The sequence below is a fragment of the uncultured Pseudomonas sp. genome, assembly GCF_943846705.1.
Lineage (GTDB): Bacteria > Pseudomonadota > Gammaproteobacteria > Pseudomonadales > Pseudomonadaceae > Aquipseudomonas.
Genome location: NZ_OX044366.1, coordinates 4,004,460 through 4,026,786, shown reverse-complemented (window position 1 = coordinate 4,026,786; position 22,327 = coordinate 4,004,460). Strand labels below are relative to the sequence as shown.

Genomic DNA, 22,327 nt, shown 5'->3' with positions numbered 1-22,327 from the left:
TTTCAGGTAGGGCCACAGTTACTCTCCCAGCTTGAAGCCGCGTGTCGGCTTGCGATGGCCGTAGGTACGGGGGCGCGTGTAGTAGTCGATGGTAGGGGCTGCGAGGTTCATCAACAGCACGGCGAACGCCACGGCGTCCGGGTAGCCGCCCCAGGCGCGAATGACATACACCAGCACGCCGACACCAACGCCGAAAATCAGCCGGCCGAGGTTGCTGGTGGCACCGCTAACCGGGTCGGTAACGATAAAGAAGGCACCGAGCATGGTCGCGCCGGTCAGCAGGTGAAACAGCGGCGAACCATGCGAGTCCGAGCCCGAGCCATTCCAGAACAGCAGGCTCATAATGCCCAGCGCCGCGAGCATGCCGACCGGCGCATGCCAGGTGAACAGGCGTTTGTGCAGCAGGTACAGGCCGCCGGCCAGGAAGGCCAGGTTAACCGCTTCACTGGCCGCGCCACCCAAACGGCCAAAGGCCGGGCTCTGCGCCCACAGTTCGTCGATGGTCAGGCTTTTGTTGGTTTTCAGCGCATCCAATGCCGTGGCCTGAGCCCAGCCGTCCGGCAGGTTGGCGATGCCGAGAATCTGCTGCAGGCCGTCAAGCAGCCCCACACTGTGCGGTGCTGGCCAGGTGGTCATCTCTACGGGGAAGGACACTAGGACCACCACATAGCCGAGCATGGCCGGGTTGAAGGGGTTCTGCCCCAGGCCGCCATACAACTGCTTGCCTAGAATGACGGCAAAACCGGTGGCCACCAGGGTCAGCCACCAGGGTGAATAGGGCGGCAGGGCCAAGGCGAGCAACACGGCCGTGACCAGTACGCTGTAGTCCTTGAGGAAGAACGCCACAGGGCGCTTACGCCAGGCGAGGATCGCCGCTTCGAACCCCAGGGCACACAGGCTGGCCCACAGCAGGTTGATCAGGGTGCCGATGCCAAACAGCCAGGTCATGGCCAGAATGCCTGGCACGGCAGCCAGCAGCACCTGCAGCATGACCTGCTGAGTACGGTTGTTGCCCTTGGCATGGGGCGAGGTGATGCGGGGCAGGGCCATTGACGCTCCGGTTGAACAGTCTGTGGTAGGGCGAGTCAGTCGCGTAGCGGCGTAACTCACCCGACGAATCTATGGGGTCTGGTGCTCCACCAGTTGCTGCTCGGCGTCGGCCAGGCGCTGGCGGGCCGTAGCAAGTGCATCCGCGGCGCTGCTGTCGTTACGCTCGAGTTTGCGCAGGTCGGCGCGGGCGAAGGCGACTTCGGTTTTTAGCGTACGGGTGGCTTCGTCTATCGGCTTCTTGTCCGTGCGTACCAGTTCCGGCGCAGGCTTATTAGATGCGGCTTCAGCCTCATGCAGGGCTTGCTCTGCTTGGGCCAATGCCGCACGCAGGGTGTTGAGTGTCGCCTCGTCACCCTCGGCTTTTTCGGCCTTCTTCAGTTCTGCGCGCTTCATCGCCAGCTCGATCTTGGCTTTTTTTAGCGGGTCGACGGCGCTGGCTTCTGGGTTTTTAGCGGGAGTGGCAGGCGCTTCGGCGTTCAGGCTGGCCAGCAGCTTCTCGGCGGCATTTAGCTGGGGGCGCAGTTGTTGCAGTTCGGCCTGTTGCTCGTTGCTGGGCTCTTCGAGTTTTTCCAGCTTACGCAGTTGTGCGCGCAGCATGGCGGCGTCGATTTTGGCTTTTTTCAGTGCACCATCGTCGGCTGCAGATGGTGTGGCGGGCGCGGCAGGTGCGGGAGCCTCGGCTTGCAGGCTGGCCAGCAGCTTCTCGGCGGCCTCTAGTTGAGTGCGCAGTTGTTGCAGTTCGCCCTGTTGCTCGTTGTTGGGCTCTTCGAGTTTTTCCAGCTTACGCAGTTGTGCGCGGAGCATGGCCGCGTCGATCTTGGCTTTTTTCAGTGCGCCATCGTCGGCTGCAGACGGTGTGGCGGGCGCGGCAGGCGCGGGTGCCTCGGCTTGCAGGCCGGCCAGCAGTTTCTCGGCGGCATTTAGCTGGGTGCGCAGTTGTTGCAGCTCGCCCTGCTGCTCGTTGCTGGGCTCTTCGAGTTTTTCCAGCTTGCGCAGTTGCGCGCGCAGCATGGCGGCGTCGATCTTGGCTTTTTTCAGTGCACCATCGTCAGCAGCTGGGAGGGCAGCAGGCACTGGTGGATTAGCCGCCATGGCGGTGTCCAGCGCCAGTTGAGCGGCGGCAGCGGCACTGCGCAGTTCGTCGACTTGAGCCTGCAGTTCGGCTGTGGCGTGGGCGGCCAGTTGTTTTTCAGCTTTCTTCAGCGCCACCTGGGCCATGCTGGCTTCGATCTTGAGCTTTTTCTGCTCATCGCTCGGGCCCGCTGACTTGGCTACTGCTGCATCGCTGCCAGCCGTGGAAGCGGCTTGAGCTTGAGCAGCCTTGGCTTGCGCGGCTTTGGCGGCGCGGGCTTGGCGATCGGCTTCTTTTTGCTCTTCGGCGCGACGCAAGCGTTCCTGGCGCAGTTCGAAGCGCTGTTTGGACTGTTCGGCCTTGAGCTGTTTTTGCTCCAGATCACGAATTTCACCCTTGGCGGCGCGGTAGTACTGCACCAAGGGGATGCTCGACGGGCACACATAGGCGCAAGCGCCACATTCGATGCAGTCGAACAGGTTATGCGCCTTGAGCTGCTCGTGCTCCTGGCCGATGGCGAAGAAGTGCAGCTGCTGCGGCAACAGACTGGCCGGACAGGCTTCGGCGCAATCACCACAGCGGATGCATGGCATGGCAGGCGGCGGTGGCGGCAGCTCGGCGGTGGTGCTGGCCAGTAGGCAGTTGGTGGTCTTGATCAGCGGCACGGCGAAGTCGGGCAGGGTAAAACCCATCATCGGGCCGCCCATGATCAGGCGGTTAAGTGTACTTTTATCCAGGCCGGCAAATGCCAGCAGTTCGCCTACGGGCGTACCCAGCAACACGTCGACGTTCATCGGTTGTGCCAGCGCCGCACCCGTCAGGGTCGTGATGCGCGAAATCAGCGGTTTGCCGAGAATTACCGCGTCATGGATGGCCACGCAGGTGCCGACGTTGTGGCAAAGCATGCCGATATCGGCTGGTAGACCGCCTGAGGGCACTTCCACTCCGGTGAGGATTTGGATCAGCTGCTTCTCGCCACCCGAGGGGTATTTGGTCGGGAACACCTTGAGCTGATAGCTGCGTGCGCCCAGCGCGTTACGTACGGCGCTGATGGCTTCGGGTTTGTTGTCCTCGATACCGATCAGCACCTGCTCCGGCTGGATCAGCTTTGCCAGGATGTCGATGCCCGAGACCAGCTCATTGGCGCGTTCGCGCATCAGCAGGTCATCGGCGGTGATATAGGGTTCGCACTCGGTGCCGTTGATGATCAGCGTGTGGGTTTTCTGTGTCGGCCGTGCATTGAGCTTGACCGACGTCGGAAAGCCCGCGCCGCCCATGCCGCTGATCCCAGCCTGGCGAATCAGCTCAAGCAGGGCGTTGTTCTCCAGCTGCTGATAGTCCGCGCAGGGCGTCAGTTCGCACCACTGCTCCAGGCTATCGCTGTCGATGACGATGGCGGGAGCGAGCATGCCGGATACATGCGGGTAAGGCTGCGGGCCGATAAAACTCACGGTGCCGGAGGTGGGCGCGTGCACCGGTACGCTGACAAAGCCGTTGGCGGCGGCGATCAACTGGCCTTTAAGTACGCGTTCGCCGACGCTTACCACGGGTTCAGCGGGCGCGCCGATATGCTGGTTGAGTGGCAGGGTCAGGCGCTTGGGCAGCGGCGCGGGTTGGATGGGCGTGCGGTTGGACAGCTCCTTGCGCTCAGCCGGATGAATGCCGCCCGGAATGTCCCAAATCAGCGCGTCAGCTTTGTGCATTAACGTCATGCCGCTTGCCCCCGGTCACTCGCAATCAATTGGCCCGGCGCGAGGGGCTTTTCCCACTTCCAGCTTTGTACGCTGCTGCCCACTTCGAGCATGTCGATACAGTCCACCGGGCAGGGTTCGACACAGAGGTCGCAGCCGGTGCATTCGCTGACGATCACGGTGTGCATCTGCTTGGCCGCGCCGACGATGGCATCCACTGGGCAGGCCTGGATGCACTTGGTGCAGCCAATGCATTCGGCTTCACGGATATAGGCGACCATCTGCGGCTTTTCGCCTTCCACCGCGTCCAGCGGCTCGGCTTCTACATCGAGTAGGTCAGCTAGTGCTTGAATGGTCGATTCGCCGCCCGGTGGACACTTGTTGATTTTATCGCCGCCGGCAATGGCCTCGGCGTAGGGCTTGCAACCGGGGTAGCCGCATTGGCCGCACTGGGTTTGCGGCAGCAGGGCGTTGATCTGTTCGGCAATCGGGTTGCCCTCAACCTTAAAACGCACCGCAGCGAAACCGAGGATGGCTCCGGCCACCAGGCACAGGGCGAGCAGCGCCAGAACGGCGATCAGCACCAGGCTCATAGCTTGATCAGCCCGGTGAAGCCCATAAAGGCCAGGGACATCAACCCGGCGGTGATCATGCCGATGGCTGCGCCCTGGAAGGATTTAGGCACGTCGGCAATCGCAATGCGTTCACGCATGGCGGCGAACAGCACCAATACCAGAGAGAAGCCCAGCCCAGCGGCGAAGCCATTGGCGGTGGCGCTGATAAAGGTGAACTCGGCCTTGTTGGCGTTGAGCAGGGCCACGCCGAGGACGATGCAGTTGGTGGTAATCAGCGGCAGGAAGATGCCCAGCACGCGATACAGCAGCGGACTGGTCTTGTTCACCACCATTTCGGTGAACTGCACCACCACGGCAATCACCAGAATAAAGCTGATGGTGCGCAGGTATTCGATATCCAGCGGCTTGAGCACGTACTGCTGCACCAGGTAGCTGCACATGGCAGCCAGGGTCAGCACGAAGGTGGTGGCCAGCGACAGGCCAATCGCCGTTTCGATTTTCTTTGAAACGCCCATAAACGGGCATAGGCCAAGGAACTGGACCAACACGAAGTTGTTAACCAGGATGGCGCTGACCATGATCAAGGCGAGTTCGGTCATTGCAGGTTCCGTTAATGGACGGGCAAAGGCCGCAGGAAAAGGGTGCTTATTATCGATAAGCCGGTGCGGCCATACAAGCCGGATCAGCGTTCCTGAGGTGTTGGCATAAGGCTAGCGCAGCCAGAGAGCCCTGGCTGCGCTGATCCGTCGCAGCGGGTTACTTAACCCGCTGGCCTGGTTTGGCACCGCTGTCGGGGCTGAGCAGGTAGATTTCCTCACCGCCAGGGCCGGCAGCCAGCACCATGCCCTCGGAAACACCGAACTTCATCTTGCGCGCCGCCAGGTTGGCTACGTACAGGGTCAGGCGGCCTTCCAGCTTGCTTGGGTCCGGGTAGGCGCTCTTGATGCCGCTGAATACATTACGCTTGGCGTCGCCGATATCCAGGGTCAGGCGCAGTAGCTTGTCGGCGCCTTCAACGAACTCGCATTTCTCGATCAGGGCGATACGCAGATCGACTGCGGCGAATGCATCAAAGGCGATCTCGGCGGCCAGTGGGTCTTTGCTCAGCTCGCCATTACCTTGTGCTGCTGGTGCGGCTTCGCTGGCGGCCAGGTCTTCCTTGGAGGCTTCAATCATGGCGTCGACTTTTGTTGGCTCGATACGGGTGAGCAGGGCGTTGAACGGGTTGAGCTGATGGTCGGCCAGCAGGTATTGGTGGTCATCCCAGGTCAATGGCGCGACATTCAGGAAGGCTTCGGCGTCTTTGGCCAGTTGCGGCAATACCGGCTTCAAGAAAATCACCAGCTGGCGGAACAGGTTGATGCCCAGCGCGCAGATGGCCTGCACCTCAGCTTCTTTACCTTCCTGCTTGTTCAGTGACCATGGTGCTTTGTCGGCGATCCAGGCGTTGGCACGGTCGGCCAGGGCCATGATTTCGCGCATGGCGCGGGCGAAGTCACGGGCCTCGTAGGCCTCGGCGATGGACGGCGTGGCGGCGTCAAAGGCCTCGGTCAGCTCGGGGGCAATGTTGCCCGCCAGGAGCAGGCCATTATTGCCCTTGTGGATAAACCCGGCGCAGCGGCTGGCGATATTCACCACCTTACCGACCAGGTCGGAGTTGACCTTCTGGATAAAGTCTTCGAGGTTCAGGTCAAGGTCATCCACGCCACGGCCCAGCTTGGCAGCGTAGTAATAACGCAGGTATTCCGGGTTGAGGTGATCCAGGTAAGTGCGCGCCTTGATAAAGGTGCCGCGCGACTTGGACATCTTCTGGCCGTTGACCGTCAGGTAGCCGTGGACGGCGACTGCGGTGGGCTTGCGATAACCGGCGCCTTCGAGCATGGCGGGCCAGAACAGGGTGTGGAAATTGACGATGTCCTTGCCGATAAAGTGGTACAGCTCGGCGCTGGACTCTTTGCCCCAGAACTCATCGAAATCCAGTTCAGGTGTGCGGGCGCAGAGGTTTTTGAAGCTGGCCATGTAGCCAATGGGGGCGTCCAGCCAGACGTAGAAGTATTTGCCAGGCTCGTCCGGGATTTCAAAGCCAAAGTACGGCGCATCACGGCTGATGTCCCATTCCTGCAGGCCGGAATCCAGCCACTCGGCGATTTTGTTGGCTACGGCGTCCTGCAATGCACCGCTGCGGGTCCAGCTTTTCAGCATGGTCTCGAAATCCGGCAGCTTGAAGAAGAAGTGCTTGGAGTCGCGCAATACCGGTACAGCGCCGGAGATCGCCGAGCGCGGGTTCTTCAGTTCGGTCGGTTCATAGGTGGCACCGCATTTCTCGCAGTTGTCGCCGTACTGGTCTTCGGCCGCGCACTTGGGGCAGGTGCCCTTGATGAAGCGATCGGCGAGGAACATGCCTTTTTCTGGGTCGAAATACTGAGTGACCGAGCGCGTGGCGATATGTCCGGCATCACGTAGCTTCAGATAGATGGCCGCCGACAACTCACGGTTTTCATCCGAGTGGGTCGAATGGTAGTTGTCGAAGTTCACCCCAAAGTCAGCGAAGTCGGCGGTGTGTTCGGCCTGTACGTTGGCGATCAACTGCTCGGGGGTGATGCCTTCTTTCTCGGCACGCAGCATGATCGCCGAGCCATGCGCATCGTCGGCACAGACATAGATGGCCTGGTTGCCGCGCAGCTTCTGGAAACGCACCCACATGTCGGTCTGGATGTACTCGAGCATATGGCCGAGGTGGATCGAACCGTTGGCATAGGGCAGGGCGCTGGTAACGAGAATCTTGCGGGCTTGGCTCATGGGAATTGGCTGCACTGGTAACTCAGAGAAGCCGGCAACTATATAGCGGCGGCGGATATTTTTCATCCTCGCAGGGTTAATGCCTGCTGCGAAGGCGGCAAGGTGTCTGGGGTAATCATAAGTGTATGCGCGCCGGTGACTGGTCAGTGGGTTAATATGCCCGCCTGCTTTACTCAGCCATTCGGAGTCTTCCATGAGTGTCGTAACCCGCGCAGCGGTTGAAGCCGCGTTGTCCCAATACACCGATCCGCACCTGAATCAGGACCCGGTCAGCGCCGGCTGCCTGCGTGAGGTGGATATTCAGGGTGGCCAGGTCAAGGTGCGTCTGCAGCTGGGCTATGCCGCCGGGTTGTTCAAGACCGGCTGGGCGCAAATGCTGCAGATGGCCCTGGAAAACCTCGAAGGTGTCGAGCGTGCGCAGGTGCAGGTCGATTGCGTGGTCGAGGCGCACAAGGCGCAGGATCAGGTGCCGGCGCTGAGCAATGTGAAAAACGTGATTGCCGTGGCGTCCGGTAAGGGTGGCGTCGGTAAATCCACCACTGCGGCCAACTTGGCACTGGCGCTGGCGCGTGAAGGTGCCAAGGTCGGCATTCTGGATGCCGATATCTATGGGCCGAGCCAGGGCATCATGTTCGGTATCCCTGAAGGCACGCGGCCACAGGTGAAGGATCAAAAGTGGTTTGTGCCGCTCAAGGCGCATGGTGTGGAGGTGATGTCGATGGCCTTTCTCACCGATGAAAACACCCCGGTGGTCTGGCGCGGACCGATGGTCTCTGGTGCGCTGATGCAGCTGATCACCCAGACCGCCTGGAATGATTTGGATTATTTGGTGGTGGATATGCCGCCTGGTACGGGCGATATCCAGCTGACCTTGGCGCAGAAAGTGCCAGTGGCCGGTGCAGTGATCGTCACCACACCGCAGGATCTGGCCTTGCTGGATGCCAAGAAGGGTGTGGAAATGTTCCGCAAGGTGAATATTCCGGTGCTGGGCGTGGTGGAGAATATGGCCGTGCATATCTGCTCGAGCTGTGGGCATGCTGAGCATCTGTTCGGTGAGGGTGGTGGCGAGAAGCTGGCTGCGCAGTTTGGTGTCGATTTGCTGGCATCACTGCCACTGTCGATGGCCATTCGCATGCAGTCCGATGGCGGCAAGCCGACCGCTGTGGCAGATCCGGAAAGCCAGATTGCGATGATCTACCAGGAAACGGCACGTAATGTCGGTGCGCGTATCGCTCAGGGTGCCGGCCAGCAGGCAATGCCGAACATCGTCATCAGCGAAGATTGATCTGTCAGTGGCGCATGCACGTGCGCCACACCTTGCGCGCAGATAAATAAGCGCCCACAAAAAAGCCCCGCACATGGCGGGGCTTTTTATCAAGCGAGGTTAGTGCAGGTTATACAACCTGAACTTCCTCAGCCTGCATGCCTTTCTGACCACGGGTAGCGACGAAAGTCACTGCCTGGCCTTCTTTCAGGCTCTTGAAGCCATCGCTCTGGATAGCTTTGAAGTGTACGAACAGGTCGTCACCGGACTGAGGGGTGATGAAGCCGTAGCCTTTCTCATCGTTGAACCACTTAACGGTGCCATTTTGACGATTCGACATGTTATGTCTCCTAAAGATTTTATTAACAGCCCTGGAAAAGCCCAGGCCGGGACTGAGTGCAACGAGTACTAGGAGTCGGACGATGTTTGGATCGAAATCTAGGCATCATGAAGCGATTCGCGGTGACACATGCAGCACAGTGGGGCACACAATACCCGCTTTTAGCGCTAAGCGCGAATGCTCTGTGCATCTTTCTGTTATTTAGCGATGGGCTGATTTTTGATGATTTGCTTTATGGCTGTTTTCAGAGCCTTTGAACCGAGTCGTCAGGCCCGGTAAGATGCGTGCACTTTTCACCCTTCGCTATAGCAGGACAGCCGCCATGAGCATTAAATCGGATAAGTGGATTCGCCGCATGGCTCAAGAGCACGGCATGATCGAGCCTTTCGTCGAGCGCCAGGTTCGGGTTGAGGGCGCGCAGCCACTGATTTCCTACGGCGTCTCCAGTTACGGTTACGACGTCCGTTGCGCGGATGAATTTAAGGTGTTCACCAACATCAACTCGGCGACTGTCGACCCGAAGAACTTCGATGAGAAGAGCTTTGTCGATGTGAAAAGCGATGTGTGCATCATCCCGCCGAACTCCTTCGCCCTGGCGCGAACGGTTGAGTTCTTTCGCATTCCCCGTGATGTGCTGACTATCTGCCTGGGCAAGAGCACGTATGCGCGCTGCGGCATCATCGTCAACGTCACCCCGCTCGAACCCGAGTGGGAAGGCCATGTGACCCTGGAGTTTTCCAACACCACTACCTTGCCGGCGAAGATCTACGCCAACGAGGGTGTGGCGCAGATGCTGTTCCTGCAGTCGGATGAGCCTTGTGAGGTGTCCTACAAGGATCGTGGCGGTAAGTATCAAGGCCAGCGTGGCGTGACCTTGCCGCGTGCATAACTCCAGAAGATAAAAAGCCGGGCGATGCCCGGCTTTTTTGTGCGCTCTATTTATGGTGCCAGAGGCAGCTCGCGCTTGTGGCGGGTGTTGTCGTAGGTGCGCACGATAATGTTGTAGGCCTCTTCGCGCACTGATAGACCGTGGAGGAAGGCATCGATTTCGGTATAGCTAACGCCATGTGCTTCCTCGTCAGGTTTGCCGGGGCGCAGTTCTTCCAAGTCCGCAGTTGGCACCTTGAATACCAGGCTTTCCGGTGCGCCGAGATGGCTGGCGATGGCGCGTACCTGACCTTTGACCAGGCCGGACAGTGGCGCAAGGTCGCACGCACCGTCACCAAACTTGGTGAAGAAGCCCATCACTGCTTCGGCGGCGTGGTCGGTGCCGATTACCAGGCCGTTGTTGGCGTTGGCGATGGTGAACTGAGCGACCATGCGAATCCGTGCTTTGACATTGCCCATGACAAAGTCTCGGCGAGCCTCGCTGAGGTTCTGCAGGTGGCTGACCTGCTCGCCGAGGCCCAGTACGCTGCCTTCGATATTCACGGTGTCTTCTTCGTCGGCGCGGATAAATTGCAGGGAGGCCTGGGCATCATCCTCGTCGTGCTGGGTACCGTGAGGCAGGCGTACGGCAATAAAACGGTAGGCCGGGTCGCCGCTTTCTTCGCGTAACTCTTCAACTGATAGCTGTGCCAGGCGGCCGGCAGTTAGCGAGTCGACGCCGCCGCTGATGCCCAGCACCAATACCTTCAGTCCTGAATTTTTCAGGCAGTTTTTGATAAAGGTTTTGCGCCGGTGGATCTGCGCGACCAGTGCAGCTTGGTCGGCAAAGGGCGGCACCACGTCGAGCGCTGCGGCAATTTCGGCTTGGCGGTTGCTCATTTCAAAGTCCTCAGAGAACAGAACAGACGGCTTGTGCGGTTGCGCGGTGGAAATACCCGGCTGTATGGCATCAAGCGTTGGCACAAGGCGCAAAGCTTACGTTGAACCAGCGGTAAAGTGCACGCTAGAGCTGCATGCAGAGCTTGTTGAGGTGTTAAATCGCAGGCAAAAGAAAGGGCGCTAGAAGCGCCCTAAAACGATGATGCGTGGAGTAAGTCAACATTTCAGAGCGGCAGTTGCTGGATTGGTTCAGCGACTGCCGACGAACGGTCGATTAGTCGCGTCCCACTTTAGTTCGCCGGCATCAGCAGCAGGCGCTGGTTGCCGTACACCTTATCGAGGTTCTGCGGCTGTAAAGGGAAACTCATATAACCGCCCTTGAGCCAGGCATCGATACCGTCGGCGTAGTGTTTGCTGGCAGGGTTGCCGGACTGGCCTGAGCTGTTGAGGCCGATCAGCGGCTCCTTGCGGCCGAAGTCGACGACGATACGCATGGCGGGAATCAGCCAGGTGTCGAAGTTCTCGCCCCAGTTGTAAGCCGCCACGTTCAGCGTGCTGTGGTCGCCGCCTGCCGGATAAGGGCCGCGATCCAGATAGCCCTTGATGGCATTGATGCTGCTGCGCTGGCTGGCGCTCATGTACGGCGCCAGTTGGCTGGTCTCGGTGGTCCAGTTGTAGGTGTGCAGCTTGCCCCACTGCCAGGCGCTACGCTCATTGCCCAGCTTGCTTTCCAGTAATGCAACTGCACCTGCCAGGCTGCGCGCCAGAATGGCTGGTTTGTCTTCTTGCTGCGCGGTGCGGCGGTCATTCCAGAACGGGCTGTCTTCGCGGCCCAGTAAGTGATCAGCCTGGGCCGAGTAGGAGTTGTTGGCGGTTTCGACCAGGGCTTTCCAGGCTGGAGTAGTGTCCGGGCCAAGCTCGTCGAGGAAGGTTTCCCGCGCGCTCTGGTAGAGGAGGGCGCTGTACAGCGCAGCGTCTGCCGAGGTGGCGAGCATCTTGCCGTCGAACTTCATCAGCCTGTTATGCGCTTCGCGGGCTTTGCTGCGGTCTGCGGGCGGCAGGGCGTCAATGGCGGCTTTCAGGCCTTCGGCCATGCCGGGGGCGCTGAACATGCTCTGCAGCTTGGCGACAAAAGGCGAGGACTGATCGTATTGCATGGCGATCGTGCTCTGGGTGTCATGTTTGCCTGTTGCAGCCAGCGCGGCAATGCGTTCGGCGCGCTCGGGGTAGAACCAGGAGTTGGACAGCTGCATGCCATAGCCACGCGGTACCGTGCGTTGGTTGGCGGTGCCTAGCCAGCCTTGCGCGGGGTCTTGATCGTAGGGGTGCAGCATGGGGTCGGCGAAACCATCCCACTCGTACTGGCTATTCCAGCCGGGGGAAGGCATCAGGCCTAAGCCCTCGCGGCGATTGGGGAAGCGCCCGGTAACTTGCCAGCCGATATGTTGGGCATCGGCAAACACCATATTCAGCGGCATGGCGCGGATTTCACGGGTGGCATCAAAGGCCTGTTCGACCGACTGCGCGCGCGACAAGTCGAAGAAGGCATCGAGGGTCTGGTCGGCTTCGAGTTGGCTGGTTTTCAGTGCCAGGCCATAGCCGCTGCTCAGTTGCATGGGCTGCAGCATATGTTTGCGCTCGCCCAGTACCGAGTTCAACAGCGGGCCGTGGCGGGTTTCGAAAATGCTCTCGCGGATTGGCCGTTGCCCCTTGATGAAGAAGGTCTCCTGGCGCTCTTGTGCGGGCAGCCATTTGCCGTCGGCCAGGTAGTGCAGGCGGCCATTCTGGCGTCTGACCTGCTCAAGGAATAGGTCCTGATTGTCGCCCATGACCATGGTCATGCCCCAGCCCAGCTTGCCGTTGAAACCGGCCACCACGGCGGGCACGCCGGCAATTGATACGCCCGCAGCCTGGTATTTGGGCGAGCGGATTTGCACGAAATTCCACACTGACGGCATCGACAGTGGCATGTGGGTGTCGTTGGCCAGCAGGCTTTTGCCGCTGCGCGTGCGTTGTGGGGCGAAGGCCCAGTTGTTGGACGCCGCAACACCGAGCATATGCGCGTCGGCAAATTGGCTGACAGCCGCGCTGATCTCGCTCAAGCCGGCCAGTTGGCCATTAAGGTTGAGCCCCTTGAGCTTGGCGGCTTCCTCAAGTGGCAAGGGTTCGTCGGGGTAGGTCGGTAGCAGCCAGGCGAGTTGCTCGCTGCCGACTTTTTGCGCGAGTAGCAGTGCGGCGATTTCTTCCTGCAGGTTCACCGATAGACCGAAATTCAGCAGGCAGAACACTAGCGCCGAGTCTTCGGCTTTCCAGTACGCCGGGCGGTAGCTGGACTCGGCCAGGTCCATCGGTAGCTTGTCGCGGTAGCGGAACAGGTAGGCGTTAACCCCGCGTGCGTAGACCTCGAAGAAGCGTTTGATCCGCGGCGAGGCGTTGCTGTAGAGCACCTCGGCGCTTTTCTTGAGGTTGACCGCGCGCATGAAACGGTCAATTTCCAATACACCAGGACCGGCCATTTCAGCCAAGCGGCCTTCGGCCAGCAAACGCAGGCCAACCATCTGGCTGAGGCGGTCGCTGGCATGCACGTAGCCCAGGGCGAACAGGGCGTCATGGAAGGTAGTGGTTTCGATCAGCGGCATACCCAGCGGGTTGCGGCGGATTACCACGCTTTGCGCCAGGCCTTTGACCCGGACGATGCCTTGATCCGGGGGCACGCTGTCGCTGTAGCGGCTGTGCAGGAGTGACTGGCAGCCACTCAGCGCTACGACTGCCGTTAGTACGGCGGCGAGGCTGAGGTGGGCCATGGGGCGTAACGCGCGCGCTAACATGCAGCAAGCTCCTTGCGGATGGAAAACGATCAGGTTGATTCTGCGCCTTCCGGACAGTGCGGTGGCGTATCGGTGCGGAGGTACTACGTTAGCCAGGGGCCATGCGCCTGACAAGGAGCATGGCGGGTGAAATCAGGCGCTTTGGCGGATTGGCAGGGCTTCATCGAGCAGCCAGCGGGCAGCAGCGCGGGCGGCTGCCTTGTGCTGCAACTCCAGCTCACTGAAGTGCTGCTCATGCTGGCGGCGCACGCTTTTCTCCAAAGCCTTCCACTCCGCGTGGGTGGGCACTTGGGCGGTTTCCGCAAACAACTGGTGAAAAACCTCACAGCGCTGATTCTGACTGAGACTGCTGTCGTAGTTATCCAGCAGCACCTTGATCCGAATCGCACCCTCGATCAGCGGCAGCTGGCCATCAAGCAAGCTGCTGGCGAGAATGTGTAAATCATCGGCGATTCGCTCGCGTTGCGTATTGAGCGCTTCGGCCTGTGCTTTTTCCTTGCTCCATACGCGGCGCCATAGCAGCAGGGCGTAAAGCGCCAGTGCGCTAATCAGCACGGCACCGGCGCTCAGTGCGAGCAGGGTGAGGTCGTTCATGACAGGCCTATGCGCCGTGGCATTTTTTGAATTTCTTCTGGCTGCCGCACGGGCAGGGGTCGTTGCGGCCAACGTCTTTCAGGGCGTTGCGCACAGGCTCTTGATGGCCGTGATTACAATCTGGCCCATGTACATGGCCATGATCATGGCTGTGGTCGTGGCTATGAGCGTGGTCGTGGTTGCAGTCAGGGCCGTGAACGTGATCTTGCTGGGTCATGCGAGCTACTCCTGGAGGTAATCGCCGGGAATTATCTCGCCATTGCGCGACATGTGCACGCTCCGTCCGAACAACCAGCCGGTTTTGACCGCGCCTTGCAAGCGATAGGGTATGGGCTCTTCAGGTTTTTCCAGGGCTTTGACGATTTTTCGCAGGTGTCGCCAGAGATTGGTGCGTACCGGAACGTTGAAGCTGTAATGGCCATGAGCAGGCACGGTGAAGGAGGCGTTCGATTCACCTTCAGCCAGTTTTACCTGATTTAAATGCACCACGTAGTCCAGCCCGCGCACCGGCAGGCTGAAATTATTGGGGTTGTCGATGCGAAAGCGCAGCATGAAGTGCTGCTCCAGCAGCTTGGCCTTGACCACGTCGACGTTGACCAAGCGGACTTCAGGATCTTTAAACTCGCCTGATGACCAAGAGGAGCAACCGCTGAGACCAGTAAAAAGGCCAAAAAATAGCAATAGGCTGAGTGTTCTTATCGTTTGCGCCTGAGAAAACATTGCATACTCCGAATGACGCACCAGTGTAACAAGCAAGCGCTTGGCTGCCACCTGTTGTGGCGGTAAAAAAACCTGCGCCATACTGAGCTGCGAATAGGACAGGAGTATGACCATGGCTCGCTACGAAATTGCCTTCAGTGCGCAATTGGTTTCGGGGGCTCAGCTGGAGTTGGTGAAAGCCAACCTGGCTAAGCTGTTTCAGGCCGATGAGCAGCGCTTGGCGTTGTTGTTTTCCGGGCGGCGCATCGTAATCAAGAGCAACTTGGATGCGGCTGGAGCGGAGAAATATCGCTCGACGCTAGAGCGCGCCGGTGCCGTGGTTGAAGTGACCTGCATTGACGATGAAATCGAAGAGATAGAGTTGGCCGCCCCGCCTGGCGCATCTCCGCTCTCCGCCGCTGTCACTGCCGATGTCGCGGATGCTCGGCCTGCTGAGGCCGCAGGCACCAGCACGCCTGGCGGGCGCTTGCAGGTAACCCCGCGTGATGAGTACATGGCCGCGTTTGCTGATGTGGATGCCCCGGATTTTGGCATCGCGCCGCTGGGCGATGATGTGCAGGATGGTAAGCCGCAGGCAGCGGCTCCCGAGCTGGATCTGTCGCAGTTCAGCCTGGCACCACCTGGCAGTGATATGGGGGAGGCGAAAAAAGCCCCTGCCGGGCCACCGCCTGATATCTCTCATCTGAAATTGCAGGATTAACCTGAGTGGCGCAGGGCGCAGCGGTTGGTTGCCCTCTGCGTGAGTGAGTCTCTCAGCGCTATCAAAAATAGCTGGCACAGCATTTTTTGAACTTCAGCCCGCTGCTGCAAGGGCATGGATCATTACGGCCGAGCTTGGTCTCAACAGTAGGATCAATGAAGTACCAGTTACCGTTATTGCGCACGAATGCCGAGCGTTCGCGATGGCTGTGTTCGCCGCCGTCGTCACGCCAGTGCGCGGTAAAGGTGACGTAAGCGTGCTGGGGTTCGCCCTCGATTAGTTGGGCCTCATGTACTTCAAGCCCAAGCCAGGTGCTGCGCAAACTCCAGGTTTGGATGGCCTCTTGGTCGAGACCGGCTTGCTGGGCCGGCAGGGTACTGCGCACTAAATAGTCGACCAGCCCAAGGGCGTAGGCACTGTAGCGTGAGCGCATCAAGGCTTCGGCGCTGGCTGGCGCAGTGCCAGCGTGATAGCGGCCGCAGCAAAGTGTTAGCAGTTGGCCGCTGCCGCAGGGGCAGGCAGTGCTGTTCATTGATTTACCACCAGTACTTACCGAAATTTTCCGGGTTGGCCCAAAACTTGGCATTTAGCCAGTCAGGTACTTGCTTGTAATCGAGCAGGTCATAAGTGAATAAGTTGAGTGTCTGCTGATCGCGCTGGAAGTTCTCACTGGCCTGCAGGGCCAGGGCGAAAAAGTCTGTTTCTTGCCAATCACAGGCTTGCAGGTCGACCAGCACGGCCATGCGGCTGGCATTCAAGTTGCGAATACCACCGAGTAATTCCAGCCCTGCCCGTTTCGGCAGATGCTCAAGGCAATCGACAATCAGCGCTAGATCGAAACGTTGTGCGGCTACTTCGCTGGGTAGGGCTCCGGCCTCGGTGTAGGTGATATGGCAGTCTGGATGGGCTTGGCTAAAGGCATCAATCGCAGGTAATTCTTGGCTTCCGACTAGCAGTAGGCGTGTTGGCGTGTAGCGCGCCAATAGTGCGGCAAGGGCTTGTTGCGGTGTCCGGGATGAAGGGGTTGCAGGCATGGCACATCCTCACTTTAGTAAGCGAAGACTAACGTGCAGTGGCACAGCAGCCTAGTGCCGATCGTGCTACTAATGTGTTTGTATATTCTCTGGCATATTTTGTTACTGGCGTCTTTACTTTGTCAGTATCGGTTTTTACCGATTTACCAATAGGAGACTTACATATGAGCATCACCAGGAAAGCATTACCCCTGATTGTCGCGAGTACCTTATTAACCGGTTGTGCCGGCGTGCAGAAAACTGATTGGCCAACCTGTGCCGCGATTGGCGGTGTGGGCGGTGCAGCTCTGGGCGCTATTGAAAGTTCTACTTGGGCTGGTGGCGGCGCACTCGTTGGTGCCGGTATGGCGGCTGCTTATTGCTGGGTGCACGGCGCCGGCGAAGAGCAGGTTGTGATGGTGGAAGAGGTTATGGAAGAGCCAGTGGCCATGGCTGAACCCGCTGAGGCCGTGCGTGTTGAGTTGGATGTCAAGTTCGACTTCGACAAGGCTCAGGTGAAGCCTGAAAGCTATGGTGACATCAAGAACCTGGCTGACTTCCTGACCCAATACCCGCAAACCACCACCGTGGTTGAAGGACACACTGACTCCGTGGGTAGCGACGCATACAACCAGACCCTGTCTGAGCGGCGCGCGAATGCCGTGCGTGATGTGCTGGTTAACCAGTATGGCGTAGGCGGTGAGCGCGTTAATGCAGTGGGCTATGGCGAAACTCGTCCGGTAGCGGACAACGCCAGTGCTGACGGTCGCGCCGTCAACCGCCGCGTAGAAGCAGAAGTAGAAGCGCGTCCTTGATTGCCTGATTCAAGGCTTTCGGCAGAAAACAAGCCAGACCCTTAGGGCCTGGCTTGTGCAGTTCTATGGGTAGGTCTTTACTCCTATGTACCGGCTGTAGCCGGCAATACAGGAGATTCGTACCATGAGAGTTAGATCCATGATGGGGCTAGCCCCCGTTCTCTTGGTCAGCAGTGTTCTTTCAGGTTGCGTGAGTACTTCCAGTACAGGAGGTGCGCCGCTCAACCAAGGGAACTGGCCCCTGTGCAGTGCAATTGGCGGTCTGACCGGTGCTGGTTTGGGCGCAATCGAAAGTTCTACATGGGCAGCAGGTGGTGCCTTGGCCGGTGCGGTCATTGGCTCGCTGATTTGCTACGCCCAAGATGGCGACGAAGACGACGACGGTGTGTTTGATCGTCGTGACCGTTGCCCAGGAACGCCTCTTAATACGCCGGTGCATAACAACGGCTGTCCGATTAAAGAATATGCCAGTACGCCTGCCGCAGCAGAGCCCGTCGAGGTTGTGGAGCCGGTGCGGGTAGAGCTGGATGTGAAATTCGATTTCAACAAGTCCAATGTTAAAGAAGGCAGTCAGGCGGATATCAAAAGCCTTGCCGACTTTATGAAACAGTACCCGCAAACCACCACGACCGTTGAAGGTCATACCGACGCCATTGGCAGTGAAGCGTATAACCAGGGGCTATCCGAGCGCCGTGCCAATGCGGTGCGTGATGTGCTGGTCAACCAGCATGGTATCGATAGCAACAGGGTTTCATCGGTTGGCTATGGTGAGTCGCGGCCGGTTGCAGATAATCAAAGCGAGTCCGGGCGAGCGATCAATCGCCGCGTCGAAGCGGAGGTTGAAGCGCAGCCATAATTGAGGTGACGGGCTAGTTGGTCACTGCGAATTCCGCTGAGTTGGTTCGCGCGGCCTGCTTACAAGAAGGCAGTCTCAACCCAGTAAAGCTATGAGGGCATTCAGCCTTCATGGTTTTTACTGGTCTCTGGCAGCACACCCCTAAAGCAGATATGGTGCAGCGAAATAAAAACTGCCAGGGGCGGGTATGAAAGCATTTCTGACTGTAGCAAAGGGCCTGACGGCATTATTTTGGGGCGTCGTACTGGCGAACCTGCTGCAACCTTTCGCACAGCCTTTTGCACTGTTGTTGAACGCTGCGGGCGCTTTGATTCTGCTGATTCATGCACTGGAACTGTGGTTTTTTAATGCGCGTATTGCCGCTTGCCCCAAGCCGGCTCAGGAGCGTATGCAGGTCATGTTGTTCGGGATTTTCCAGTTGCTGGGTTTGCCAGTTGAGCAAGCGGCGGTGACTGCCGCCGAGCCACAGGAAACACTGCAGATGGAGGCCGGAAATGCGTAAGTTACTCGCTCTCACTGCACTGTTTAGCCCCCTGGTGTTGGCCCAGGCGGTGATTGAAGTCGACTCCCATGCCTTTATGCGACTGCCGAGCAATACCAGTGTGTTGCTGCTGGATCGTCTGGAAATCGCCGACCACGGCACCTTGTTGATTCCTGCAGGATTGACCGAAATTCGCGTGGCGCAGCTGCGTTTAGGGCGCGAAGCGCGTCTGGCGATAGCCCCGAGTGAGCAGGCGCTGCGCCTCGAAGTGGCAAATGCCGAGATTGCCAGTGGTGCGCAGATCAGTGCGCGTGGTGCCCAGGGCGGCGCGGAAACCCCCGCACTGCCGGGGCGCGACCTGAGTGTGCGCTTGCAGGTCGTGACCGTGGAGAGTCTGATCCTGGATGCCCGCGGCGGTGCGGGTGCGCCTGGTTATGCCGGCCTTGCCGGGGCGGATGGTAAGCCAGGTGGCTGCACATGGGGTGAGGCCAGTGGCGGCCATGATGGTTTGGATGGTGGTGACGGCCAGCCGGGAGCCGCCGGTGCCCAGGTCCGCTTGGAAGTGCCGCAGGGTTTCCCGGTTGAGCAGTTGCAGGTGCGTGTGGACGGCGGTAGTGGCGGTCAACCGGGGGCGCCGGGTGCTGCTGGCCAAGGTGGCATGAGCAAGGGCTGTTGGGTGTACAGCACCGACGGTGCTCGTGACGGTAAGCCCGGGCAGGCAGGACGTGCTGGTGAGGCCGGCCCGGCCGGTGCGCTGAATGTTGTGCGGTTCTAATCGCTCTGCCCAGCTAACCGCGGCCCTCTGACTGCAGTTAGCTGGGCCGCGTTAGAACGAAGGGCGAGCGCCAGCGATTACCACCACCAGTAATCCCAGCAGCAGGTTGATGCCGACTAGCCGACGAATGCGTGCAAGCACCGCACCGCCACTCGGCCAGTCCTCTGCTGTTACGGCGCGGCGCAATTCTGGCAGTTGCAGTGCCTGTATCCGCAGAAACAGCGCCAGCATCGCGATATACAGCCCCATCATGATGTGCACATAGCGTGGCGCGGCATCGAAGCCGCTAAAGCGCAGGTGCAGCATGCCCACGCCGGTAACCGGCAAGACAATCACCGCCGCCCATACCCAGTAGAAAAAGCGCGGGAAGACCGCCAGCCAGAGTTTTAGCCGGGCTGGGGCTTCCAGAGCGGCGACGGCTGCCGGGCGCAAGATCATCCACGCGAAGAACATACCGCCCACCCAGGCGAGGGCGGCGAGCAGGTGCAGGCTGTAGATGAAGGCGTAAGGGGTCATGCAATCACTCCTATGGATGTAAGAACCTATTGGCGACCTGCTGCGCGTCGGCCATGGCGCGTTAGCAACAGGCTCTAAGCGGTTCAGCGCGGGATCGATTAGCGCGCTATGATAGCCGCCGATTACAAACACTGAAAATTTATCCAGGCTTTTTGCACCAAGACCCCATGCTCAGTACCGAACTCAAGTCCCAGATCCAGGGCGCCTACTCCCGTTTTCTCGAGGCCAAGTCGCTTAAACCGCGCTATGGCCAGCGCCTGATGATTGCCGAAATTGCCAAGGTGCTTGGCGCCATTGAAGTTGATGAAGAAGGGCGGCGCGTCGGTGAGCCTGCTGTTGTGGCGGTTGAGGCCGGTACCGGTACCGGTAAAACCGTGGCCTATAGCATGGCCGCGATTCCCACGGCTAAGGCCGCAGGCAAGCGGTTGGTGATCGCCACGGCCACCGTGGCACTGCAAGAGCAGATCGTGCACAAAGATTTGCCGGACCTGATGCGCAACAGTGGTCTCAACTTCAGCTTCGCCCTGGCCAAGGGGCGCGGCCGTTACCTGTGCCTGTCCAAGCTGGATATGCTGCTGCAGGAAGGCCAGGCGCAAAGCGCCACCGCTCAGCTGTTCGAAGAGGAAGGCTTCAAGATCGATGTGGATGAGCAGAGTCAGAAGCTGTTTACCGCGATGATCGAGAAGCTTGCCGGCAACAAGTGGGACGGTGACCGCGACAGCTGGCCGGAAGAACTGGAAGACGCGCGCTGGTCGCAGCTGACCACCGATCACAGTCAGTGCACCAGCCGCCATTGTCCGAACTTCCAGCAGTGTGCTTTTTACAAAACGCGCGAAGGCATGGGCAAGGTCGATGTCATCGTCACCAACCATGACATGGTCCTCGCAGACCTGGCCCTGGGCGGCGGCGCGGTATTGCCGGATCCGCGTGACACCCTCTATGTGTTTGACGAGGGCCATCACCTGCCGGACAAGGCCATCGGTCATTTCGCCCATTTCACCCGGCTGCGTTCGACCGCTGACTGGCTGGAGCAGACCGCCAAAAATCTCACCAAGCTGCTCGCCCAGCATCCGTTGCCGGGTGACTTAGGTCGTTTGATCGAGCAGGTGCCGGAGCTGGCGCGGGAGATCAAAACCCATCAGCAGTTTATGTTCGCCGCGTGTGAGCAGGTGGCCGACTTCAAGCCGGGCGAAGACATGCAGGGCCGGGAGCGCCCACGTCATCGCTTTGTCGGCGGGCTGGTGCCGTCGCACTTGGTCGAGCTGGGCGTGGAGTTGAAGAAGGGTTTTTCCAAGCTGACCGAGCTGTTTACCGGGGTGACCGAAAAGCTCAAGGAAGCCATGGATGGCGAGGCCACTATTGGCATCGCCAGCCACCAGGCCGAGGAGTGGTACCCGTTGTTTGGCAGCCTGCTGGCGCGTGCTCAGGGCAGTTGGGAGTTGTGGCTGGCCTTTACCGCCGAAGACCCGGAGACCAGTCCGCCGATGGCGCGCTGGCTGACTCTGGCCGATAGCGGCGCGTTGTTCGATATCGAGGTCAACGCCAGCCCAATCCTGGCCGCCGAAACCCTGCGGCGTAACTTGTGGAATGTGGCCTATGGCGCGCTGGTGACCTCGGCGACGTTGACGGCGCTGGGCACCTTTGATCGCTACCGCATGCGCGCCGGTTTGCCGAACGTGGCGGTTAGCACCGTGGTGCCTAGCCCTTTTCATCATGCCGATGCTGGTGTGCTGCGGGTGCCCAACCTGAATGCTGATCCGCGGGATGCGGTGGCGCATACGGCGGCGATTATCCGAGATTTGCCCGGTCTGGTTGAGGGCTCGCGCGGCACCTTGGTGCTGTTTTCCTCGCGCAAGCAAATGCAGGACGTCTTCGAAGGTCTGGAGCGTGACTGGCGCAAGCGGGTATTTATTCAAGGCAACCTGTCCAAGCAGGAAACCCTGAACAAGCACAAGGCTCGGGTCGATAGCGGTGAGGAAAGCGTGCTGTTTGGCCTGGCCAGTTTTGCCGAGGGTGTCGATCTACCGGGCGCCTACTGCGAACATGTGGTGATTGCCAAAATCCCCTTTGCTGTTCCGGACGATCCTGTCGAGGCGGCCCTGGCCGAGTGGATCGAAGCGCGCGGCGGCAACCCCTTTATGGAAATTGCCGTACCGGATGCGTCGCTGCGCCTGGTGCAGGCGTGCGGCCGCCTGCTGCGCACTGAGGCGGATCGCGGAATTATTACCTTGCTGGATCGCCGTGTAATCACTCAGCGCTACGGCAAATCAATTCTTAATGCCTTGCCGCCATTTCGCCGGGAAATCAGTTAGCGTCCGCCTGTCGGTATAAGGCAACTCGCCGCGCTAAAGACGCTCCAACTGGCGCATGTACACTGCCTTGGTCGACCCCAAGGCCTGAACTTTGCCTCGGGCAGTCTGGCCAGGGGCGGCCGAAATATTAGGGGAATGCTGTTCGTGAAGCTTAAACGC

Annotated in this window: 21 protein-coding genes and 1 pseudogene; 8 read left to right on the top strand and 14 right to left on the bottom strand. The window is 59.5% G+C overall.

What is annotated here, in order from left to right:
- Positions 1 to 18 precede the first annotated feature (18 nt).
- The 5 genes from Q0V31_RS18730 to metG all read right to left on the bottom strand — a co-directional run bounded on the left by Q0V31_RS18730 (position 19) and on the right by metG (position 7,187).
- On the bottom strand, positions 19 to 1,050 hold the full coding sequence (locus Q0V31_RS18730; protein WP_298190366.1) for an RnfABCDGE type electron transport complex subunit D: 1,032 nt from the start codon (positions 1,048 to 1,050) through the stop codon (positions 19 to 21).
- Between the two features lie 69 nt (positions 1,051 to 1,119).
- Entirely contained in the window at positions 1,120 to 3,834 is a 2,715-nt protein-coding gene (gene rsxC, locus Q0V31_RS18725) for an electron transport complex subunit RsxC (RefSeq protein WP_298190364.1), read from the bottom strand.
- Positions 3,831 to 4,406 carry an electron transport complex subunit RsxB gene (gene rsxB / locus Q0V31_RS18720; protein ID WP_298190362.1) on the bottom strand — a complete coding sequence of 192 codons (576 nt, stop codon included), beginning with the start codon at positions 4,404 to 4,406 and terminating at the stop codon, positions 3,831 to 3,833. The genes rsxC and rsxB overlap by 4 nt, the downstream gene beginning before the upstream one ends.
- The gene (gene rsxA, locus Q0V31_RS18715; protein WP_298190360.1) at positions 4,403 to 4,987 is read right to left on the bottom strand and encodes an electron transport complex subunit RsxA; all 585 of its coding nucleotides are present in this window, start codon (positions 4,985 to 4,987) and stop codon (positions 4,403 to 4,405) included. Before rsxA ends, rsxB begins: the two co-directional genes overlap by 4 nt.
- A 157-nt stretch (positions 4,988 to 5,144) precedes the next feature.
- Positions 5,145 to 7,187 carry a methionine--tRNA ligase gene (metG, locus tag Q0V31_RS18710; RefSeq protein WP_298190358.1) on the bottom strand — a complete coding sequence of 681 codons (2,043 nt, stop codon included), beginning with the start codon at positions 7,185 to 7,187 and terminating at the stop codon, positions 5,145 to 5,147.
- A gap of 193 nt (positions 7,188 to 7,380) precedes the next feature.
- On the opposite strand from metG, the gene apbC reads away from it, so the two are divergent.
- The gene (apbC, locus tag Q0V31_RS18705) at positions 7,381 to 8,472 is read left to right on the top strand and encodes an iron-sulfur cluster carrier protein ApbC (protein WP_298190356.1); all 1,092 of its coding nucleotides are present in this window, start codon (positions 7,381 to 7,383) and stop codon (positions 8,470 to 8,472) included.
- A 109-nt stretch (positions 8,473 to 8,581) separates the two neighbouring features.
- Here apbC and Q0V31_RS18700 read toward each other — a convergent pair whose 3' ends face one another.
- Complete coding sequence (locus Q0V31_RS18700) at positions 8,582 to 8,791, bottom strand: cold-shock protein (RefSeq protein ID WP_090242762.1); 210 nt, start codon at positions 8,789 to 8,791, stop codon at positions 8,582 to 8,584.
- Positions 8,792 to 9,113: 322 nt separating this feature from the next.
- Between Q0V31_RS18700 and dcd the strand changes: the two genes are divergently transcribed.
- Positions 9,114 to 9,680 carry a dCTP deaminase gene (dcd, locus tag Q0V31_RS18695; RefSeq protein ID WP_298190347.1) on the top strand — a complete coding sequence of 189 codons (567 nt, stop codon included), beginning with the start codon at positions 9,114 to 9,116 and terminating at the stop codon, positions 9,678 to 9,680.
- A gap of 50 nt (positions 9,681 to 9,730) precedes the next feature.
- Here dcd and nadE read toward each other — a convergent pair whose 3' ends face one another.
- From nadE to Q0V31_RS18670, 5 genes are all read right to left on the bottom strand, one after another.
- A complete protein-coding gene (gene nadE / locus Q0V31_RS18690) occupies positions 9,731 to 10,558 on the bottom strand; it encodes an ammonia-dependent NAD(+) synthetase (protein ID WP_298190345.1) in 828 nt (275 codons plus the stop codon).
- Positions 10,559 to 10,848: 290 nt separating this feature from the next.
- Positions 10,849 to 13,386 carry a penicillin acylase family protein gene (locus Q0V31_RS18685; protein WP_298190344.1) on the bottom strand — a complete coding sequence of 846 codons (2,538 nt, stop codon included), beginning with the start codon at positions 13,384 to 13,386 and terminating at the stop codon, positions 10,849 to 10,851.
- Between the two features lie 132 nt (positions 13,387 to 13,518).
- Positions 13,519 to 13,980 (bottom strand): DUF2489 domain-containing protein, encoded by a 462-nt coding sequence (locus tag Q0V31_RS18680; RefSeq protein ID WP_298190342.1) that lies wholly within the window; start codon positions 13,978 to 13,980, stop codon positions 13,519 to 13,521.
- Positions 13,981 to 13,987: 7 nt separating this feature from the next.
- Positions 13,988 to 14,197 carry an SEC-C metal-binding domain-containing protein gene (locus tag Q0V31_RS18675; protein WP_298190340.1) on the bottom strand — a complete coding sequence of 70 codons (210 nt, stop codon included), beginning with the start codon at positions 14,195 to 14,197 and terminating at the stop codon, positions 13,988 to 13,990.
- Between the two features lie 5 nt (positions 14,198 to 14,202).
- Complete coding sequence (locus Q0V31_RS18670) at positions 14,203 to 14,700, bottom strand: LEA type 2 family protein (RefSeq protein ID WP_298191140.1); 498 nt, start codon at positions 14,698 to 14,700, stop codon at positions 14,203 to 14,205.
- A 112-nt stretch (positions 14,701 to 14,812) separates the two neighbouring features.
- Here Q0V31_RS18670 and Q0V31_RS18665 point away from each other — a divergent pair, with 112 nt between their 5' ends.
- The gene (locus Q0V31_RS18665; RefSeq protein ID WP_298190338.1) at positions 14,813 to 15,400 is read left to right on the top strand and encodes a hypothetical protein; all 588 of its coding nucleotides are present in this window, start codon (positions 14,813 to 14,815) and stop codon (positions 15,398 to 15,400) included.
- 61 nt (positions 15,401 to 15,461) lie between these two features.
- Here Q0V31_RS18665 and Q0V31_RS18660 read toward each other — a convergent pair whose 3' ends face one another.
- Positions 15,462 to 15,932, bottom strand: a complete 471-nt coding sequence (locus Q0V31_RS18660) for a YchJ family protein (RefSeq protein ID WP_298190334.1) — start codon at positions 15,930 to 15,932, stop codon at positions 15,462 to 15,464.
- A 4-nt stretch (positions 15,933 to 15,936) separates the two neighbouring features.
- Positions 15,937 to 16,434, bottom strand: a complete 498-nt coding sequence (locus Q0V31_RS18655; RefSeq protein WP_298190331.1) for a DUF6231 family protein — start codon at positions 16,432 to 16,434, stop codon at positions 15,937 to 15,939.
- A 440-nt stretch (positions 16,435 to 16,874) separates the two neighbouring features.
- On the opposite strand from Q0V31_RS18655, the pseudogene Q0V31_RS18650 reads away from it, so the two are divergent.
- From Q0V31_RS18650 to Q0V31_RS18635, 4 genes and pseudogenes are all read left to right on the top strand, one after another.
- Positions 16,875 to 17,228 (top strand): annotated as a pseudogene (locus Q0V31_RS18650) (OmpA family protein); the annotation flags it as partial.
- Positions 17,229 to 17,352: 124 nt separating this feature from the next.
- Entirely contained in the window at positions 17,353 to 18,084 is a 732-nt protein-coding gene (locus Q0V31_RS18645) for an OmpA family protein (RefSeq protein WP_298190328.1), read from the top strand.
- Between the two features lie 187 nt (positions 18,085 to 18,271).
- Complete coding sequence (locus tag Q0V31_RS18640) at positions 18,272 to 18,586, top strand: DUF1145 domain-containing protein (protein WP_298190326.1); 315 nt, start codon at positions 18,272 to 18,274, stop codon at positions 18,584 to 18,586.
- On the top strand, positions 18,579 to 19,340 hold the full coding sequence (locus Q0V31_RS18635) for a collagen-like protein (RefSeq protein WP_298190324.1): 762 nt from the start codon (positions 18,579 to 18,581) through the stop codon (positions 19,338 to 19,340). The genes Q0V31_RS18640 and Q0V31_RS18635 overlap by 8 nt, the downstream gene beginning before the upstream one ends.
- Before the next feature lie 51 nt (positions 19,341 to 19,391).
- On the opposite strand, the gene Q0V31_RS18630 is transcribed toward Q0V31_RS18635, so the two are convergent.
- Positions 19,392 to 19,856: a CopD family protein gene (locus Q0V31_RS18630; RefSeq protein WP_298190322.1), complete on the bottom strand. Its 465-nt coding sequence runs from the start codon at positions 19,854 to 19,856 to the stop codon at positions 19,392 to 19,394.
- A gap of 167 nt (positions 19,857 to 20,023) precedes the next feature.
- On the opposite strand from Q0V31_RS18630, the gene dinG reads away from it, so the two are divergent.
- Positions 20,024 to 22,168 (top strand): ATP-dependent DNA helicase DinG, encoded by a 2,145-nt coding sequence (gene dinG, locus Q0V31_RS18625; RefSeq protein WP_298190320.1) that lies wholly within the window; start codon positions 20,024 to 20,026, stop codon positions 22,166 to 22,168.
- The last annotated feature ends 159 nt before the right edge of the window (positions 22,169 to 22,327 follow it).